Raw genomic sequence first — 18,401 nt, 5'->3', positions numbered from 1 at the left:
ACGGCAGTCGCCTCTTCAACTTACGGCATGTGACGCTTCGACATGCCGCGGCAGGGTGATGCGAAAACGGGTGCCGCGTTGTGTTTCCGGGTCGGCCGGGCTGTCGATATCGATCTGGCCATAATGCTCTTCAATGATCGAATAGACCAGCGCGAGGCCCAGGCCGGTGCCTTCGCCCGGATCCTTGGTGGTGAAGAATGGCTCGAACAGGCGGTCCTGAATTTCCTTGGGAATGCCGCTGCCTTCGTCTTCCACCACCAGGTACACGGTCTGCTCGGCGACCTCGCTGCTGATGCGGATCAAGCCGCCCGGCGGCGATGCGTCGCGGGCATTGGAAAGCAGGTTGATCAGCACCTGGGCGAGTCGCTGCGGGTCGCCTTCGGCCAGGTGCTCCGGGGCGCACGCGTTGACGAAGCGCACCTCGGTGCGATTGCGGTTGAGTGATAGCAGGCCGATGGCATCCTGCGTGACCTGCGCCAGGCTCACCGGATACAGCCGCTGCTGGCGCTCGCCAGCGTGGGCGAAGCTCATCAGCGACTGCACGATGCGCGACACGCGCTTGGTCTGTTCGATGATCTGGCCGCTGATTTCGACGATTTCCTCGTCGGCTTCGCGCTCATCGCGCAGATTCTGCGCCAGGCAGGCGATACCGGTGATCGGATTGCCGATTTCGTGCGCCACGCCGGCTGCCAGCCGGCCGATGCTGGCCAGGCGCTCGGAGTGCACCAGACGATCTTCCAGCTCCTGCGTTTCGGTCAGGTCTTCCATCAGTAGAACCAGGCCGCTGTTGCTCGGGGCCAGCGGCTCGGCGATCGCCGCCTTGTGCAGGTTGAGGCAGCGGCGATGACCGTTGTGCGCCAGGCGCTGCTTGTGCAGGTGTTCATCGGGTTGTTCGATGAAGTCGATCAGCAGGCTCCGCCAAGGTTCGGCGATGGTCGAGAGGCGCGAGCCGACCACCTGCAGCGCCGCGATCCCGGTGAGCTCCTCGAGCGCGCGGTTCCACATGAGGATTTCCTGGTCCTTGGCCAGCGAGCAGACGCCCATGGGCAGCTCCTGCAGGGTCTGCCGGTGGTAGCGACGCAGCGCATCGAGTTCGGCGGCCAGGCCGGTCAGGCGTGAGTGATAGTCCTCCAGGCGGCTCTCGATGAAGTGGATGTCCTCGGTGATGTAGCCCTCGGCGCCGTTCTTGTAGGGCAGGAAGTTCTCGACGATGTCCTGGGCGACGCTGGGCCCCATGAGCCCGGACAGGTTGGCCTCGATGCGGTCGCGCAGGCGGCGCAGCGCGTAGGGGCGGTGCTCGTCGAACGGCAACTGCAGGTCACGCAGGGCCTGTTCCACCTCGCGTTGGGCGGTCTTGGCTCCCAGCGGCTTGGCCAGTTGGGTGGCGAATTCCTGCGGCGAGGCAGCCAGCAGCTCGCGTCGTTGCGGGCGGCGGACGTTCTCCACGGCGCAGGCCTCGGCGGCGCTCTGCTCCTCCGGGCTGGTTTCGCTGAAGATCGAGAACAGCGAGAAGGCCAGCACGTTGACCGCCAGCGAAGCGATTGCCGCCAGGTGCCAGCTGGTGTCGTCGAGTACGTAGACCACGTTGAACAGCGGAATGTAGAAGCCATCCAGGTTGCCCACCAGCGGCAGCAGCATGGTCACCACCCAGACGCCGATGCCGGCCAGCAGGCCGGCGATGTAGCCGCGCCGATTGGCAGTCGGCCAGTACAGCACCGAGAGCACGCCGGGTAGGAACTGCAGGGTGGCGACGAAGGCGACGATGCCGAGATTGGACAGGTCCTGCTCGGCACCGAGCAGCAGGTAGAAGCCGTAACCGGCCATGATGATGGCGAAGATCAGGCTGCGCCGCGTCCATTTCAGCCAACGGTAGATGTTGCCCTCGCTCGACGGCTGGTAGAGCGGCAGGACCAGATGGTTGAGCGCCATGCCGGACAGCGCCAGGGTGCTGACGATGATCAGCCCACTGGAGGCCGACAGCCCGCCGACGAAAGCCAGCAGTGCCAGCATCTCGCTCTGCGCGGCGATCCCCAGGCCGAGCGTGAAATACTCCGGGTTGGTGCTTACGCCCAGCTTCAGCCCGGCCCAGAGAATCAGCGGCACGGCCAGGCTCATCAATAGCAGATACAGCGGCAGGCCCCAGCTGGCGCTGACCAGGCCACGCGGGTTGAGGTTTTCGGTGAAGGTCATGTGATACATGTGCGGCATCACGATGGCCGAAGCGAAGAACACCAGCAGCAGGGTGCGCCACGGGCCTTCCTGCAGCGGCGTATGCAACGCCTGCAGCGCCGATTGGTTCTGCAGCAGCCAGATCTCCAGCTGGTGCGGACCGCCGAACACCACGTACAGCGCGTACAGACCGATGGCGCCGAAGGTCGCCAGCTTGACGATCGATTCGAAGGCGATGGCGAACACCAGCCCTTCGTGCTTCTCCCGCGTGGCGATGTGGCGGGCCCCGAAGAGGATCGTGAACAGCATGATCATCAGGCAGTAGCCCAGTGCGACGCGTTCCTGCAGGGGCTCGAGGGTGAGGATGCCGATCGCGTCGGCGACCGCCTGGATCTGCAGGGCCAGCAGCGGCAGCATGCCGATCAGCATGACGATGGTGGTCAGCGCGCCGCTCCAGGTGCTGCGGAAGCGGAAGGCCACCAGATCGGCCAGGGACGACAGTTGGTAGGTGCGGGTGATGCGCAGGATCGGGTAGAGCAGCACCGGTGCCAGCAGGAACGCGCCACAGACGCCGAGGTAGGTAGCGAGAAACCCGTAGCCGTATTGATAGGCCAGGCCCACGGTGCCGTAGAAGGCCCAGGCACTGGCATAGACGCCGAGCGAGAGGGTGTAGGTCAGTGGGTGGCGGATGATCCAGCGCGGAATCAGTCCGCGCTCGCTGACCCAGGCGACACCGAACAGCATGAACAGGTAGGCGGCGCTGATCAGGATCAGGTGGCTCAGGCTAAAGCTCGTCTGCATCACGCTGGCTCTGGAGAATGAAGGTCACCACGATCAGGATCAGCCACAGCAGGTAGGGCCGATACCAGGCACCGTTGGGGTCGATCCACCAGTCCATGATGGCCGGGGAGAACAGATAGATCCCCACCACCAGGAGCAGCACCAGTCGGTAGATATACATGCCGGGTCTCGTGTCGGAAGTGAGGGCGATGGTAGAGCAGCGGCACGCTGCTAGCCACCGGTGACAGGCAAATGCTGCTCAGCGCAGCTGAGCTTCGGCCAGGGTTCGGGTCCGCGGAATGCGCCCGGCATCCCAATTGCCAATCGCCCAGCCGAGGATCTCCGCCGGCAGGGCACCGGCCAGTTCGGTCGGCGGTTGCTGGCCAAGGGCGCGCAGTGCGCGCAGCAGCAGTGGGCTGGCTTCCTCGGCTTGCAGCGGTGGTGATCGATAGCGCTTGCCGAGCTTGTGGCCGTCCGGCTGAATGATCAGCGGCAGATGCAGGTAGCGCGGCTGCGGCAAGCCGAGGATTTCCTGCAGGTAGAGCTGACGCGGCGTCGAATCGAGCAGGTCGGCGCCGCGCACCACATCGGTGACGCCTTGCCAGGCGTCGTCCAGCACCACGGCCAGCTGATAGGCGATCAGGCCATCGCGGCGGCGGATGACGAAGTCGCCGACCTCGCGTCCCAGGTGCTGGCGGAACTCGCCCTGTACACGGTCGACGAAGCCGTACTCGCGATCAGGCACGCGCAGGCGGATGGCGGCATCCTCGAGGCCGTGTCCGGCGTTGCGGCAGAAGCCGGGGTAGGGGCCCGGGTAGTCTTCGAGCTGCTTGCGCGAGCAGGTGCAGGCATACGCCAACCCTTTCTCCAGCAAGTGTTCGACCGTATCCCGGTAGACGGCGTGGCGCTGACTCTGGCGCAGCATTTCGCCGTCCCATTCGAAGCCGTAGCTCTGCAGTGTCTCGACGATCGCTTGCTGCGCACCGGGCATCTCTCGGGGCGGGTCGATGTCTTCCATGCGCAGCAGCCAGCGACCGCCCACCGAGCGGGCATCGAGATAGGAGGCAAGGGCGGCGAGCAGTGAGCCGAAATGCAGATAGCCGCTTGGCGTCGGGGCGAAACGACCAACATAGTGGGCAGTTTGGGGTGAGCTGGACAAGGGCATGGCGGGGCCGGCGCGATCAGGGATGGCGGGGCGGGTGAGGCGGTTGCCGGGCCTGGAAATGAAGCGGGGCGCCGAAGCGCCCCGTTCGGGATCAGGAACCGATCTGCTTTTCCTTGATCTCCGCCAGTGTCTTGCAGTCGATGCAGAGCGTGGCGGTAGGCCGCGCTTCCAGGCGACGGATGCCGATCTCGACACCGCAGGAATCGCACCAGCCGTATTCATTGTCTTCGATCAGTTGCAGCGTCTCGTCGATCTTCTTGATCAGCTTGCGCTCGCGGTCGCGGGCACGCAGTTCCAGGCTGAACTCTTCTTCCTGGCTGGCGCGATCGGCCGGGTCCGGGAAGTTGGCTGCCTCGTCCTGCATGTGATGGACGGTGCGATCGACTTCTTCCATCAGCTCCTGCTTCCACTTGTTCAGGATGCCGGTGAAATGGGCGCGCATCTTCTCGCTCATGTACTCCTCGCCCTTGCTTTCCTTATAGGGCTCGAAGGCGCGAATCAGTTGCTTGCTCGACGGTGTTTCTTTGGTAATGGGCATGGATGAACGCCTCTCGCTATGTCCATTGCGCAGGATGATTTGTCCCTTGCCGGCCCGTGCCGGCCCTGCGGCTGCAAGCGGGCGAACTTACCAGATCGGATCGGGGTGCGCTACTCCCCAATCCGACAGTGGCTGCGGCGGCCTTGGGACCTTGGGTAGAATTCACGTTTTATCGTCAACAGGAAGGTCAGATGACCTCGTCGTACAGCGCACGCAGTCGCGCAATCGAACCTTTCCACGTCATGGCGCTGTTGGAGCGGGCCAACCAGCTGCAAGTTCAAGGCCGCGACGTCATTCACCTGGAAATCGGCGAACCGGACTTCACCACCGCACAGCCTATCGTCGCCGCCGGGCAGGCCGCGCTGGCGGCCGGTCATACGCGCTACACCGCCGCGCGCGGCCTGCCGCAGCTGCGCGGGGCGATTGCCGGCTTCTATGCCCAGCGCTATCACTTGAGCATTGACCCCGAGCGCATCCTGATTACTCCCGGTGGCTCCGGCGCGTTGCTGCTGGCCTCCAGCCTGCTGGTCGACCCTGGCAAGCACTGGCTGCTGGCCGATCCGGGCTATCCATGCAACCGGCACTTCCTGCGTCTGGTGGAAGGCGCTGCGCAACTGGTGCCGGTCGGCCCGGAGATGCGCTATCAGCTGACCCCCGAGCTGGTCGAGCGCTACTGGGATCGCGACAGTGTCGGTGCGCTGGTGGCCTCGCCGGCCAATCCCACCGGAACGCTGCTCGAGCGTGCCGAACTGGCCGCCCTTTCGGCGGCGCTGAAGGAGCGCGGCGGCCATTTGGTGGTGGACGAGATCTATCATGGGCTGACCTACGGCACGGAAGCGGCCAGCGTGCTGGAGGTCGATGACGACGCCTTCGTGCTCAACAGCTTTTCCAAATACTTCGGCATGACCGGCTGGCGCCTGGGTTGGCTGGTGGCGCCGCCCTCCGCTGTGCCGGAGCTGGAGAAGCTGGCGCAGAACCTCTACATCAGCGCGCCGAGCATGGCTCAGCACGCAGCCCTGGCCTGTTTCGAACCGGCGACCCTGGAAATTCTCGAGGCGCGGCGCGCAGAGTTCGCCCGTCGCCGTGACTTCCTCCTGCCCGCCCTGCGCGAGCTGGGCTTCGGCATCGCGGTCGAACCGCAGGGCGCCTTCTATCTGTACGCTGACATCAGTGCATTTGGTGGCGATGCCTATGCGTTCTGTCAGCACATGCTGGAAACCGAGTTCGTCGCCATCACGCCGGGGCTGGACTTCGGCCGTCACCAGGCCGGCCATCATGTGCGTTTCGCCTACACGCAGGATCTGCCGCGCCTGGAGCAGGCCGTCGAGCGTATTGCCCACGGCCTGCGCAGCTGGCAATCCTGATGCGTTTCGCGCAACCGCTGGAGCGGGGGCGACTGGTCAGGCGCTACAAGCGTTTTCTCGCCGATGTCGTGACTGACGAAGGCGAGGCGCTGTGCATTCACTGTCCCAACACCGGCTCGATGCTCAACTGCATGAGCGAGGGCGCGCGGGTGTGGTTCCAGCGCAGCAGCGATCCGCGGCGCAAGCTGCCGGGCACCTGGGAGCTGGTGGAGACACCGCAGGGGCGGCTGGCCTGCGTGAATACCGCGCGAGCCAATCCACTGGTCGAGGAAGCGTTGCTGAACGGGCAGATCGCCGAGTTGGCAGGCTTCTCGGCGCTCAAGCGCGAGGTGGCCTATGGCGTGGAAAACAGTCGGGTGGATTTCCGTCTCGACTATGCCGGCCTGCCGGCCTACGTCGAGGTCAAGAGCGTTACGCTGGGGTTCGACGACACCGCCGTGGCTGCCTTTCCCGATGCGGTGACAACACGCGGCAGTCGTCATCTGCGAGAGCTGGCTGCGCTCGCGCGCAGCGGGGTGCGCGCCGTGCAGCTGTACTGCGTCAATCTCAGCGGCATCGAGGCGGTACGCCCGGCAGTGGAAATCGACCCGACCTATGCGGCGGCGCTGCATGAGGCGATTGCGGCGGGAGTGGAGGTACTGGCGTATGGCGTCGAGCTGTCCCCGCACGAGCTGCGCTTGAGTCGGCCGCTGCCCGTGCTGCTGTGAGCACGCTCGGCTCGGTGGATGAAAATTTTTATCCGGGCTGGGGAACAAAGCGCTTTCTGTCTGGCCTCAACGAAGCTGGAAAATGCATCCCTTCATGCTCGCAGAGGCTCTGCTCCGCCGCGCAGCGCGGTGTCGACGCGGCCTCGCCCGCATCGGCGGCATATCCGGCGGTGCCATTCGATGCGCCGAGAGGTGTCGTTGGCAAAGATTATTTCGGACGTTCGCCCTGGCGCGAGCGTCGTCGATGAGGCTAAAGAGAATGCGAATCCTCGTTTGCGGTGCCGGTGGTCAGGTTGGGCGCGAGCTGGCCGAGCGTGCGGCGAGTTTCGGCCTGGATGTGCTGGCTCCGAATCGCACCAAGCTGGATATCGTCCGGCCAGAACAAATTGCGGCGGCCATGGCGCAGCGCCCCGGTCTGATCATCAATGCGGCTGCCTACACCCATGTGGACAACGCCGAGTCTCACAGCGAGCAGGCCTATGCCGTCAACCGCGATGGTGCGCGCAATCTTGCCGAGGCTGCCGGGCGTGCGGGTGTGCCGCTGTTCCACATCTCCACCGACTATGTGTTCTCCGGCGAAGCCGACAGACCCTATACCGAGGACGATGCAACCGCTCCGACGGGTGTCTACGGGGCGAGCAAGCTGGCCGGCGAGCAGATCATCCGTGACTGCCTGCCCGCGCACCTGATCCTGCGTACCAGTTGGGTGTACGGCGTCCACGGGCACAATTTCGTCAAGACCATGTTGCGGTTGGCGCGTCAGCGCGATGCGCTTGGCGTGGTGAGCGACCAGCTGGGATGTCCGACCCAGGCCGGCAGTATCGCCGCCGTGCTGCTGGAACTGGCGCGCCGCTATGCCGCCGGCGACAGGCTGGCCTGGGGCGTTTATCACTACAGCGGTACACCGGCCTGCTCGTGGTACGACTTCGCCGTAGAAATCTTCCGTCAAGGTGAGGCGGCCGGACTGCTAGCCAGGCAGCCCGAGGTGTCGCCGATCGCGACTGCACAATACCCGACACCGGCGCGCCGTCCGGCCTGGTCAGTGCTCGACTGCCGTCGCTTCGAGTCGACCTTTGGTCTGGCGCCTCGGCCATGGAAGCTCGAGCTCGCCGAGGTGCTCGACGTGTTGCAGCAAGCGGAGCCGGCTGCCGTCGTCAGGCAGCGCAGCTTTCGCGCCTGATTCGCCCGCCCGGCGGAGGCCCGGCTTCCGTGCGGGCGTCCGCTCGCCAGTGTATTCTTGCGCCCCCGCGCCTCGACGCGGCCTGAAGTTCGGCTCTGGAGGGGCGACATGGTAGTGGTGCTGGCGATCCTGCCGATCTTCGGTCTGATCTCGCTCGGTTATCTGTTTGGCTGGCGCCAGTGGTTGAGCAACGAAGGTGCCGCCGGGCTGGCCAGCGTGACCTTCAAGCTGTTCATGCCTGCGGTGCTGTTCAATGGCATCGCTCGCGCCGAGCTGGGCGAGGGCATGTCGCCGATGTTGCTGCTGGCATACTTCGCCCCGGTGCTGCTGATTTTTCTGCTGGTGAACGTCGTTGCACATCGCCTGAAGGGGCGAGCGAGCCCTCTGGGGCTGACCGCAGCCTACTCGAACAACGTGCTGGTCGGCATTCCCCTGGTGACCACGCTGCTCGGGGCCGAGAGTCTGGTCTACGTGTTCGCCATTCTGGTGTTCCACAGCCTGGTGCTGTTCTCTTTGCAGAGTTTCTACGCCGCGCTCGGTGATGGCGACAGGGTCAGCGCGCCGTCGCTGTTGAAGAACCTGGCCAACCCCTTGATCGTCGGCCTGCTGCTCGGAGCCTTGTTGAACCTGAGCGGCCTGTCGCTGCCCGAGCCGTTGTGGCGAGTGATTGGCTGGCTCGCGCAGGCGGCGCTGCCCTGCGCGTTGATGGTGCTGGGTATCAGTCTGTCACGTTATCGCCTGCGGCCTAGCGCGTCGGTCGTCGTGCTCACATTGGCCAAGCTGGTCCTGTTCCCGGCGCTGGTGTGGTGGCTGAGTGGTTGCTTGCCCGGGCTGAGTCAGGAGGCGCGCAGCGTGCTGGTGCTGCTGGCAGCCTGTCCGAGTGGCGTAAATGTGCTGGCCTTCGTCAAGCATGCCGACGACAGCCGCGCGGTCAGCTCCACCGTATTTCTGTCGACGGTGGCAGCTGCCGTCAGCCTGCCGCTATGGATGCTGCTGACGACCAGCTGACTGCCGAACATCCCGGCGTCTGGCGCTGAACGTCCTTCCGAACCGGACTGTCACAAGAGCACAGTCCAGAAAATACGGAGAGTACGGCATGCTGAAGTTCATCGGCGGTACCGCGGGCGTCATCTTCATCATTGGCCTGATCGTGGTGATCGGCATCTTCAAACTGCTGTTCTGATGGCTTGGCGTCTGGCTGCCGGATGCTTCCGCGGCTTCATTTGCCGTCGCGCTGCTCGTGGACGGCCATGATGTCCTCCAGGCGCAAGCCGGTCAGGCCATGGATGGTCCGCCAGAGATAGAAGAAGATCGCCATCATCATCAGCATGCTGGGTATGGCGATCATCGGGTAGCTGAGCAGGGTCATGCGTCCCAGTTCGGCGTTGAACGCTTCGCTGCCGGCCGGACTGTGCACGATCCATTTGGCCAGGACGTAGTTCATGAACGACGAGAAGAAGAAGGTGCCGCTGAGCAGGTAGGTCGCCCGTAGCAGGCGGGTTTCGAAATGAGCGACCTGACCGTTGCGTTCCAGCTGCTCGTGGACCTTGTCCACATTGAGCACCTTCGGGTTGTACAGAAGGGTACGAATCAACGGGTAGCGCGTGCGAGTTGAGGCCAGCACGCCGATGCCGATGATCCCCGGTACGGCCGCTTCCTTGATCGCCAGCCATTGGGTGTCGAGCTGCAACAGACCGATGCCGCCGGTGAGCAGCACGCTGATCAGGCCGAGCAGGGCGATCCAGTTGAACTTGCGGTAGCGGGCCAGCTCCCACAGGCCCCAGCCCAGCGGGAAGGCCAGGGCCAGCAGCAGCGCGCCATCGGCACCCAAGCGCTCCTCGCCACTGAGTTTCATCAGGATCAGTGAAGGAATCAGGATGCTTACGGCCAGGTCGACCAATGGGCGCGGTTTGTGTTCGGCGTGGGAATGGGCGGTTTCGGTCATGACGTCGGGTTGGGTTGGAAAGGGCAGCATGATGGCCTCTGTGGCCGTTTCGCGCCAGACCATCTTCGTCGGGATGAGAGGTATGGAGGGCTGCGCGCGGATCAACGACCTACTGCGTCGGCTCGTCGAGCGCGCCACTGACCGTGTTCGAACAGCAGCACGACCACCATGGCAATGGCGAACGGCAGCAGCAGATAGAAGACACGAAACACGATGAGTGCAGCCAGCACGTCGACGGTCGCGAGTTCCGGCAGTGCGGCGACGAAGGTCAGTTCCAGCACCCCGAGCCCGCCTGGGGCATGGGAGAGCAGGGCCAGCGAGAAGGACGCGAGGAACACGCCGAGGATGGTCAGGTAGCCTGGGTTGTTCGCCGCCGGCAGGGCAAAGTAGATGATCGCCGCCGCGCATAGCAGCTCCAGTGGTCCGGCCAGCAACTGGCGCGCGACGATCGGCAGCCGCGGATACTCGATATGCCATTTGCCCAGCCGCCACGCCGGCAACTGCCGCCATGCGCCGAACACATACAACGCGATCAGCAGCAACAGCCCACACCCGACCGCGGTCGATAGCCAACTCGCGCTGTCCATCAGGCGGTCCAGCAACTGCGGTTCGAGGATCAACACCGTGCCACCTGCCAGGACGGTACCGAGGACAAACGTCAAGGAACAGAAGACGATCAGGATTCCGATTTCCTGGGGCGTCAGGCCGCGGCTGCGGTAGGCGCGATAACGCACCAGCGCGCCGGAAAAAACCGAGGCGCCAATGTTGTGGGCCAGCGCATAGGTGGTGAACGAGCAAAGCGTGATGAACCACCAGGAGATCTTCCGGCCCAGATGGGCCATGGCGATGCGGTCGTACCAGGCCAGCGCCAGGTAGGCGCCAAGCGTCGACAGGGCCGCCAGCAACCAGCGATGGGCACCGATCGCATGCAGGCTGTTGGCGAGTTCGCTCAGCGAGATGTTGCGGACCTCGTGATACAGCAGATAGCCGGACAGCAGCACGGCCGAAACCCCGATCAGGGTCCAGGCGACATCGCTCCTCTTCATCATCGAGTGGCTCCTCGGGGCAGGACTGCGGCCACGCCGCGTTCTGCGACGTGATGGACACGGCATGCCGAGACCTGCACCGTTTCGTGAGTCGTTCAGTAATCGGCAGCGCTCGGCCCTTTTTGTTCAGTTATCCGACCTTCGGGTCGTTCGCGCGATAACACTCCGAGCGCACGGAGGTCGATTGCAGGACTGGTTGATTGGAGAGCGGCATGACCGAAATACCCCATGATGATCATCTGGAAAGCTCACTGGCGCTGCTGGGCGAAGGCTATCCATTTATCCGTGATCGCTGTGCTCGTTTGCACAGCAACGTATTCCAGGCGCGTCTGCTACTGCAGAACACCATCTGTCTCAGCGGCGAAGACGCCGCGCGCCTGTTCTACGACGAACGCTATCTGCAGCGCGCCCATGCCATGCCGCGCATGCTGATAAAGACGCTGGTCGGACAAGGAGGCGTGCAGGGGCTGGACGGTGAGGCGCACCGGAATCGAAAGCGAATGTTCCTGCAGTTGCTCGACGGTGCTGCGGTCGAGAAGCTGGTCAGCCTGGCCGAGCAGGCCTGGCGCCAGGCGATCGGTGAGTGGCAGGCGCGCCCGGAGGTCCGGTTGATGACGGAAGTGCAGCTGATTCTGACCGAAGCGGTATGTCGCTGGGCCGGCGTGCCGCTGGCACCCGCCGAGCGGGAGATCCGGGCCGAGCAGCTGGCGACGATGGTTGACGGTGCGGGTGGCATCGGGGCACGTCACTGGGAGGCGCGCAAGGCGCGGCGCGACGCCGAAGCCTGGGCGCGGCAGCTGATCGAGCAGGTTCGCGCCGGCCGGCTGCCAGCCGAGCCGACCACGGCGCTCATGGTGATCGCGCATCACCGCGACCTCGACGGCACACCGCTCGATGAGCAGGTCGCCGCTGTCGAGTTGCTCAATCTGTTGCGGCCGACAGTGGCGGTTTCCTACTTCATCACCTATGCCGTGCTGGAACTGCGGGCGCAGCCGCAATGGGCCGCGCGCCTGCGTACGGACGATGAACTGCTCGAGCCCTTCGCGCAGGAGGTTCGCAGGTTGCACGCGTTCTTTCCGTTCACGGCTGCCCGCGTACGAGAGGACTTCGACTGGCAGGGCCAGCATTTTCCGGCGGGCACCCGAGTGATGCTGGATCTGTGGGGGACCAACCGCGAAGCGAGCCGTTGGGATCAGCCCGAAGCGTTCCAGCCCGAGCGCTTCCTGAACTGGCCGGGCAATGCCTTCAGCTTTGTCACCCAGGGCGGCGGTGACGCGGCCGAAGGGCATCGTTGTCCAGGCGAACGGCTGGCAATCGAGTTGCTGAAGATGGCGCTGCGCATGCTGACGCGCGAAATGGCCTACGCGGTGCCAGCGCAGGATCTGCGTATCGATCTGACGCGTATGCCGGCCAGGCCCGAGAGCGGGATGCTGATCCGAGACGTGAAGCGCGGCGTCTGCTGAGACCGGTACCGAGCGCTGCTCAGTCGACCTGCTCGGCCTGCTTGACGCGCACCCAGTGGTCGATCAGCTCGCGCAGGTGCGAGAGCTCGACGGGCTTGGCCATATGCCCGTCCATTCCCGCTTCACGGGCACGTTCACGGTGCTCGCTGAGGATGTGTGCAGTCAGGGCGACCACCGGCGTGCGCCGCCGACCGCTGTTGGCCTCCCATTCGCGCAATTGGCGGGTGGCCTGGAAACCATCGAGCACCGGCATTTCACAGTCCATCAGCACCAGGTCGTAAGGGGTGGTCTTGATGGCCTCGAGCGCCTCCTCACCGTTGCACGCGGTATCGGGCTGCAGGTTGAGCTTGTTCAGCATCCCGCGGATGACCTTAGTGGAGATGCTGTTGTCTTCGGCGACCAGGATGCGAAAGTCGCCCGGAACCTCGAGTGGCGTTGACGCCTGGGGTGCTGTCGTGGAGCGCTGCTGGTTGCCCTGCTGACGCTGCGCGAGTTCGTCGGCGAGCGTGGTCTTGAGGGTGTAGCCGGCCACCGGTTTGGCCAGGATGCGCTTGATGCCGGCGTTGCGCGCGATGATCTTGCTCGGGGCGCTGCTCATGCCGGTGAGCATGATCAGCAGGATATCGTGGTTGAGGCTGGAGTCTTCCTTGATCTTGCTCGCCAACTGCATACCGGTCATGCCGGGCATGTCCTGGTCGAGCAGTACCACATCGAAGTATTCCTTCAGGTGCGCTTTGGTGCGCAGCAACGCCAGCGCCTCTTTGCCCGACGCCACCGCACTGACCTCCAGTCCCCAGCTGCTGCACTGCTGGACCAGTACCTTGCGGCAGGTATCGTTGTCATCGACGATCAGCAGGCGCGTGCCTCGTAACGGTCCGTCCAGGTCGGCGTTGCTCTGGGCCAGGCCTTCGCCGGCCAGCGGCAGGCTGATCCAAAGCGTATTGCCTTGATTGCTACCGGTCTGGATACCGAAATCGCCACCCATCAGCTGGACCAGCTGGCGAGCGATGATCAGGCCGAGCCGTCCGCCATGACGGGTCGCGGCGAGGAAGTCCTGGCTGTCCACTGCCGCATTGAGCAGGGCATCGCGCTCGTATGCCTCCAGCGGCCGACCGCTGTCCTGCACGGTAATGCGCAGTCGCGGCGCATCCATCGGTCCGTCGATCGCGGCGATCAGCAGCACCTCGCCTTCCTCGGTCTGCTTGAAGGCGTTCTCCAGTAGATTGAGCAACGTCTGGCGCAGGCGTGTCGGATCGCCGGCCACGACCTGTGGCAGTTGCGGCTGGATAAAGCTGATCAGCTCGATCTTCTGCTGCTCTGCCTTGGCGCGGAAGATGCTCAGACAATCCTCGATGAGCGCATTGAAGTCGAACTGAACGTCGTCCAGCTCGATCTGGCCCGACTCCAGCTTGGATATGTCGAGGATCTCGTTGATCAGATTGAGCAGCTCGTTGCCGGAGCTGTGAATCGTCTGCACGTAATCGCGCTGTTTCGCCGAGAGCGAGGTGCCCAGCAGCAGCTCGCTCATGCCGAGCACTCCGTTCATCGGCGTGCGCAGCTCATGACTGATTTTGGACAGGAAGTCAGCCTTGGTCTTGAGCTCAGCACTGCTGACTGCAGCTGCGGTGAACTGAGTGCGGCTGTCGCTCTGACGCTGGCGCTGCCGTTCGAGCAGGGCGAAGCTGAGCAGCAGGCCGGCGATCGTGGCAAGGCTGAACAGCCCGCCGGTCAGCCAGCCCGGGTCGAGCTGGTCGAAGCCGAGCAGCATGGGCATGAAGAACACCATGCCGCTGTTGAAGAGCGTCGCGCCGGCGACTACCAGCCGTGCCGGCTGATAGCCCTGACGCCAGTGGTACAGAGCGACCACCAGAGCGCTGCACGAGGCGACCAGCACCAGCGAGTAGATCAGCCAGCTGTGCCACAGCCACTGGCCAAGCAGGATGCTGGCGGCGATGGCCAGCACCACGTTGAGCTCGATGCCCAGCAGCCATGTAATCCAGGTGCGCCGGCGCTGGTTGAAAAAGCCCAGCGTGTAACCGAGCAGCGCACAACTCGCGGCGAGCGCCGACAGGTCGGCGATCAACGGTTGGCTATAGGTCAATCCCGGCAACCAGACCGCCAGGACGCCCAGGTTCGCCATGGCGCAAGCGAGCAGCGCGCCATGCAGCAGGCTGAGCCAGATATGCGTGTAGCTGACCGTGTAGGCGAAGCGCAGCAGGTTGTACACCATCAGCAGTGCCAGGGCGCCGAACAGGGCGCCGAACAGGTAGGCAGGCCTGGACTGGCTGACCAGGCCGCTGTCGTCGATGACCTTGAACCAGGTCATCACCGGATGGCTGGACTGCAGGCGAACGTAGGCTTCCCTCGCCTGACCATCATTGGGCAGGCTGAACAGGTATGCTCGGTTCGGCAGCGGGCGCGCGCTGACCGGTCGCAGCTCGCCGGTGGCGACGTGCTGCTCAAGCTGGCCTTCGCGCAGCAGGTAGAAGTCCAGGTACTGCACGCGCGGCGCGAACAGCGAAAGCCATTTCGGCTTGGTCAGAGGGGGCAGGCTGACTTGCAGCCAGACCGCCCGATCACTGGCCGGAGCGCTGTAGGACAGCTTTTCCAGCCGCTGGAACAGGGCGCGCTGGGCGACCACTTCCTCCAGTGTGAGCTTGCCGGACTGATCGACCAGAATGCGCCAGTTCTGCGGCAGTGAATTCGGCGTTGCGGCCAGCGGCGTAGAGGACGGCGGGGCAACGGACGCCTGAGCCGACAGCGGGATCAGATTGATCAGCAGCAGGCCGAAGATGAGAGCGATGGCGATCCGGAGCCGACCCACTGGAGAAGTCCGTTCATGAGTGTGACGGCGGATTATAGCCATGCCGTTGTCAGCCTGTAATGCGCGCGGTGTCGATAAAATCTGGCGCCGCGCGCATTCCTGGTGACTGGCGGGGTTCAGCTTTCGCCCTGTTCGCGGGCGATGGCGCGGTAGCCGATGTCCTTGCGGTAGAAGCAGCCATTCCAGCGGATCTTTTCCGCCAGGCGGTAGGCCTGCTGCTGCGCCTCGGACACGCTGCGACCGATGGCGGTGGCGCACAGTACGCGGCCGCCGGCCGTGATGATCTGGCCTTGCGCATTCAGCGCGGTCCCGGCATGGAAGACCTTGCCGTCCAGGGAGGCAGCTTCGCTAAGTCCCTCGATCACGTCGCCCTTGGCATAGTCGCCCGGGTAGCCGCCTGCGGCCAGCACCACGCCGACTGTCGGGCGTGGATCCCAGGTCGCTTCGACCTTGTCCAGCGCCTTGGCCAGAGCGGCCTCGACCAGCAACACGAGCGAGGACTCCAGGCGCACCATGATCGGCTGGGTTTCGGGGTCGCCGAAGCGGCAGTTGAACTCGATGACCTTGGGTGCACCGCTCTGGTCGATCATCAGGCCGGCGTAGAGGAAGCCGGTGTAGACGTTGCCTTCGGCCGCCATGCCGCGCACGGTCGGATAAATCACCTCGTCCATCACCCGCTGATGCACGTCGGGGGTGACCACCGGGGCGGGGGAGTAGGCACCCATGCCGCCGGTGTTCGGGCCGGTGTCGCCATCGCCTACGCGCTTGTGATCCTGGCTGGTGGCCATCGGCAGTACATGCTCGCCATCGACCATGACGATGAAAGACGCTTCCTCGCCGTCGAGGAACTCCTCGACCACCACGCGCGCGCCTGCGTCACCGAAAGCATTGCCGGAGAGCATGTCACGCACGGCTTCCTCGGCTTCCTCGAGGGTCATGGCAACGATCACGCCCTTGCCGGCGGCCAGGCCGTCGGCCTTGATCACGATCGGGGCACCCTTCTCGCGCAGGTAGGCCAGCGCCGGTTCGACTTCGGTGAAGTTCTGATAGTCGGCGGTCGGGATGGCGTGACGCGCCAGGAAGTCCTTGGTGAACGCCTTGGAGCCTTCCAGCTGCGCGGCGGCGGCGGTGGGGCCGAAGATGTCCAGGCCGCGCGAGCGGAACAGGTCGACGACGCCTTTGACCAGTGGTGCCTCGGGGCCGACGATGGTCAGCTGCACATTGGCAGCGGCGAAATCGGCCAGCTGCTCGATGGCCAGCACGTCGATGGCGACGTTCTCGCACTTGGCTTCGGTGGCGGTGCCGGCGTTGCCCGGGGCGACGAACACCTTGGCAACGCGCGGATCCTGCGCGACCTTCCAGGCCAGGGCATGCTCGCGGCCGCCGCTGCCGATGATCAGTACGTTCATTTCTCTCTCCCGATGGAGGCGGGCCGGTAGCCCGCTTGGTGGATAAGCGAAGCGTTATCCATCCTTATGAATTCCGAGATCGCAATCGGGCTGGTAGATGCAAGGCGTCCGATTCTTCCCCCTGCGGAGTTGCCTTCTGGCAATGAGCATGGGGAAGAGTCGGGCAACGCCGCAGATACCTGTCCGAGTACGGCCGATATTAGTGGCGGAAGTGGCGCATGCCGGTGAACACCATGGCGATGTTTGCTTCGTCGGCCGCGGCGATCACCTCGTTGTCGCGCATCGAGCCGCCTGGCTGGATCACCGCGGTGATGCCGGCCTTGGCCGCGTTGTCGATGCCGTCGCGGAAGGGGAAGAAAGCATCCGAGGCCATTACCGCGCCGGGTACCGGCAGGCCGGCATGCTCAGCCTTGATGGCGGCAATGCGCGCGGAGTTGACGCGACTCATCTGGCCGGCGCCGACGCCAACGGTCTGGCGGTTCTTGGCATAGACGATGGCGTTGGATTTGACGAACTTGGCCACTTTCCAGGCGAAGATCAGGTCGTGGATCTCCTGCTCGGTGGGTGCACGCTGAGTGACGATCTTCAGGTCGGCCTCGGTGATCATGCCGATGTCACGGCTCTGGATCAGCAGGCCGCCGTTGACGCGCTTGTAGTCCCAGCCCGGCGCACGTTCGGCCGGCCACTGGCCGCATTCGAGCAGACGCACATTGGCCTTGGCGGCCACCACTTCACGAGCCTCGGCGGACACGCTCGGGGCAATGATCACCTCGACAAACTGGCGCTCGACAATGGCGCGTGCGGTCTCGCCATCCAGCTCGCGGTTGAAGGCGATGATACCGCCGAAAGCCGATTCGCTGTCGGTAGCGTAGGCCAGATCATAGGCCTTGCGAATGCCGCCTTCGTTCTCCGGCACCACGGCCACGCCGCAGGGGTTGGCGTGCTTGACGATCACGCAGGCCGGCTTGGTGAAGCTCTTCACGCATTCCAGCGCGGCATCGGTGTCGGCCACGTTGTTGAAAGACAGTTCCTTGCCCTGCAGTTGCTTGGCGGTGGCGACGCTGGCCTCATCCGGCTTCTCGACATAGAAGGCGGCCTGCTGGTGTGGGTTCTCGCCGTAGCGCATGTCCTGCGCCTTGACGAACTGCATGTTGTAGGTGCGTGGGAAGAGGCTGCGGCCTTCGGTGGTGAGGGTCTCGGCGCTCTGGTCGATGCCGCCTAGGTAGTTGGCGATCATGCCGTCGTAGGCGGAGGTGTGCTCGAAGGCCTTGAGGGCCAGGTCGAAGCGCTGAGCGTAGGTCAGGCCGCCGTGCTTCAGGTTGTCGATCACCGCCGCATAGTCTTCGGCGTTGACCACGATGGCCACGTCCTTGTGATTCTTCGCGGCGCTGCGGACCATGGTCGGGCCGCCGATGTCGATGTTCTCGATGGCATCGGGCAGGGTGCAGCCGGGCTTGGCCACGGTCGCGGCGAACGGGTAGAGGTTGACCGCCACCAGATCGATTGGGTTGATGCCGTGCTCGGCCATGACCGCGCCGTCCAGATCGCGGCGACCGAGAATGCCGCCGTGGATCTTCGGATGCAGGGTCTTCACCCGGCCGTCCATCATCTCCGGGAAGCCCGTGTAATCAGCCACTTCGACGGCGGCGATGCCGTTTTCGCGCAGCAGCTTGAAGGTGCCGCCGGTGGACAGGATCTCGACGCCGAGGGCGGCGAGCTCGCGGGCGAAATCGACGACGCCGGTCTTGTCGGACACACTGATCAGCGCGCGGCGCACGGGAAGGCGGGTGGTTTGGTCGGTCATTGACGTT

At 64.5% G+C, this 18,401-nt stretch carries 15 protein-coding genes; 6 read left to right on the top strand and 9 right to left on the bottom strand.

Annotated elements, in window-relative coordinates:
• Positions 1-15: 15 nt before the first annotated feature.
• From NAO55_RS07100 to dksA, 4 genes are all read right to left on the bottom strand, one after another.
• Positions 16-2,970 carry a sensor histidine kinase gene (locus tag NAO55_RS07100; RefSeq protein ID WP_102838526.1) on the bottom strand — a complete coding sequence of 985 codons (2,955 nt, stop codon included), beginning with the start codon at positions 2,968-2,970 and terminating at the stop codon, positions 16-18.
• On the bottom strand, positions 2,954-3,130 hold the full coding sequence (locus tag NAO55_RS07095; RefSeq protein ID WP_003095129.1) for a hypothetical protein: 177 nt from the start codon (positions 3,128-3,130) through the stop codon (positions 2,954-2,956). The genes NAO55_RS07100 and NAO55_RS07095 overlap by 17 nt, the downstream gene beginning before the upstream one ends.
• 78 nt (positions 3,131-3,208) lie before the next feature.
• Positions 3,209-4,114: a tRNA glutamyl-Q(34) synthetase GluQRS gene (gene gluQRS / locus NAO55_RS07090; RefSeq protein ID WP_102838525.1), complete on the bottom strand. Its 906-nt coding sequence runs from the start codon at positions 4,112-4,114 to the stop codon at positions 3,209-3,211.
• A gap of 91 nt (positions 4,115-4,205) precedes the next feature.
• Positions 4,206-4,652, bottom strand: coding sequence for an RNA polymerase-binding protein DksA (dksA, locus tag NAO55_RS07085; protein WP_063540429.1), 447 nt, complete (start codon positions 4,650-4,652; stop codon positions 4,206-4,208).
• 191 nt (positions 4,653-4,843) lie between these two features.
• Here dksA and NAO55_RS07080 point away from each other — a divergent pair, with 191 nt between their 5' ends.
• From NAO55_RS07080 to NAO55_RS21020, 5 genes are all read left to right on the top strand, one after another.
• On the top strand, positions 4,844-6,016 hold the full coding sequence (locus NAO55_RS07080) for a pyridoxal phosphate-dependent aminotransferase (RefSeq protein WP_102838524.1): 1,173 nt from the start codon (positions 4,844-4,846) through the stop codon (positions 6,014-6,016).
• The gene (gene sfsA, locus NAO55_RS07075) at positions 6,016-6,723 is read left to right on the top strand and encodes a DNA/RNA nuclease SfsA (RefSeq protein WP_102838523.1); all 708 of its coding nucleotides are present in this window, start codon (positions 6,016-6,018) and stop codon (positions 6,721-6,723) included. The genes NAO55_RS07080 and sfsA overlap by 1 nt, the downstream gene beginning before the upstream one ends.
• Positions 6,724-6,982: 259 nt before the next feature.
• On the top strand, positions 6,983-7,903 hold the full coding sequence (rfbD, locus tag NAO55_RS07070) for a dTDP-4-dehydrorhamnose reductase (protein ID WP_102838522.1): 921 nt from the start codon (positions 6,983-6,985) through the stop codon (positions 7,901-7,903).
• A gap of 108 nt (positions 7,904-8,011) precedes the next feature.
• The gene (locus NAO55_RS07065; RefSeq protein ID WP_102838521.1) at positions 8,012-8,911 is read left to right on the top strand and encodes an AEC family transporter; all 900 of its coding nucleotides are present in this window, start codon (positions 8,012-8,014) and stop codon (positions 8,909-8,911) included.
• Positions 8,912-8,999: 88 nt separating this feature from the next.
• A complete protein-coding gene (locus NAO55_RS21020; RefSeq protein WP_442807067.1) occupies positions 9,000-9,086 on the top strand; it encodes a small membrane protein YohP in 87 nt (28 codons plus the stop codon).
• 36 nt (positions 9,087-9,122) lie between these two features.
• On the opposite strand, the gene NAO55_RS07060 is transcribed toward NAO55_RS21020, so the two are convergent.
• Together NAO55_RS07060 and NAO55_RS07055 are read right to left on the bottom strand one after the other, a co-directional pair.
• On the bottom strand, positions 9,123-9,848 hold the full coding sequence (locus NAO55_RS07060) for a VC0807 family protein (protein ID WP_305123853.1): 726 nt from the start codon (positions 9,846-9,848) through the stop codon (positions 9,123-9,125).
• Between the two features lie 101 nt (positions 9,849-9,949).
• Positions 9,950-10,897 (bottom strand): lysylphosphatidylglycerol synthase transmembrane domain-containing protein, encoded by a 948-nt coding sequence (locus NAO55_RS07055; RefSeq protein ID WP_102838519.1) that lies wholly within the window; start codon positions 10,895-10,897, stop codon positions 9,950-9,952.
• Positions 10,898-11,106: 209 nt separating this feature from the next.
• Here NAO55_RS07055 and NAO55_RS07050 point away from each other — a divergent pair, with 209 nt between their 5' ends.
• On the top strand, positions 11,107-12,357 hold the full coding sequence (locus NAO55_RS07050) for a cytochrome P450 (RefSeq protein ID WP_102838518.1): 1,251 nt from the start codon (positions 11,107-11,109) through the stop codon (positions 12,355-12,357).
• A gap of 19 nt (positions 12,358-12,376) precedes the next feature.
• On the opposite strand, the gene NAO55_RS07045 is transcribed toward NAO55_RS07050, so the two are convergent.
• The 3 genes from NAO55_RS07045 to purH all read right to left on the bottom strand — a co-directional run bounded on the left by NAO55_RS07045 (position 12,377) and on the right by purH (position 18,394).
• Positions 12,377-15,181 (bottom strand): hybrid sensor histidine kinase/response regulator family protein, encoded by a 2,805-nt coding sequence (locus NAO55_RS07045; RefSeq protein ID WP_102838517.1) that lies wholly within the window; start codon positions 15,179-15,181, stop codon positions 12,377-12,379.
• Between the two features lie 116 nt (positions 15,182-15,297).
• Positions 15,298-16,590 (bottom strand): phosphoribosylamine--glycine ligase, encoded by a 1,293-nt coding sequence (gene purD, locus NAO55_RS07040; RefSeq protein WP_102838516.1) that lies wholly within the window; start codon positions 16,588-16,590, stop codon positions 15,298-15,300.
• 199 nt (positions 16,591-16,789) lie between these two features.
• A complete protein-coding gene (gene purH, locus NAO55_RS07035) occupies positions 16,790-18,394 on the bottom strand; it encodes a bifunctional phosphoribosylaminoimidazolecarboxamide formyltransferase/IMP cyclohydrolase (protein ID WP_063540419.1) in 1,605 nt (534 codons plus the stop codon).
• Between the last annotated feature and the right edge of the window lie 7 nt (positions 18,395-18,401).

It is taken from the genome of Stutzerimonas frequens (genome assembly GCF_024448335.1).
GTDB lineage: Bacteria > Pseudomonadota > Gammaproteobacteria > Pseudomonadales > Pseudomonadaceae > Stutzerimonas > Stutzerimonas frequens.
Note: the sequence above shows the minus strand (reverse complement) of the source record. Positions and strands in the feature narration are given on the sequence as shown.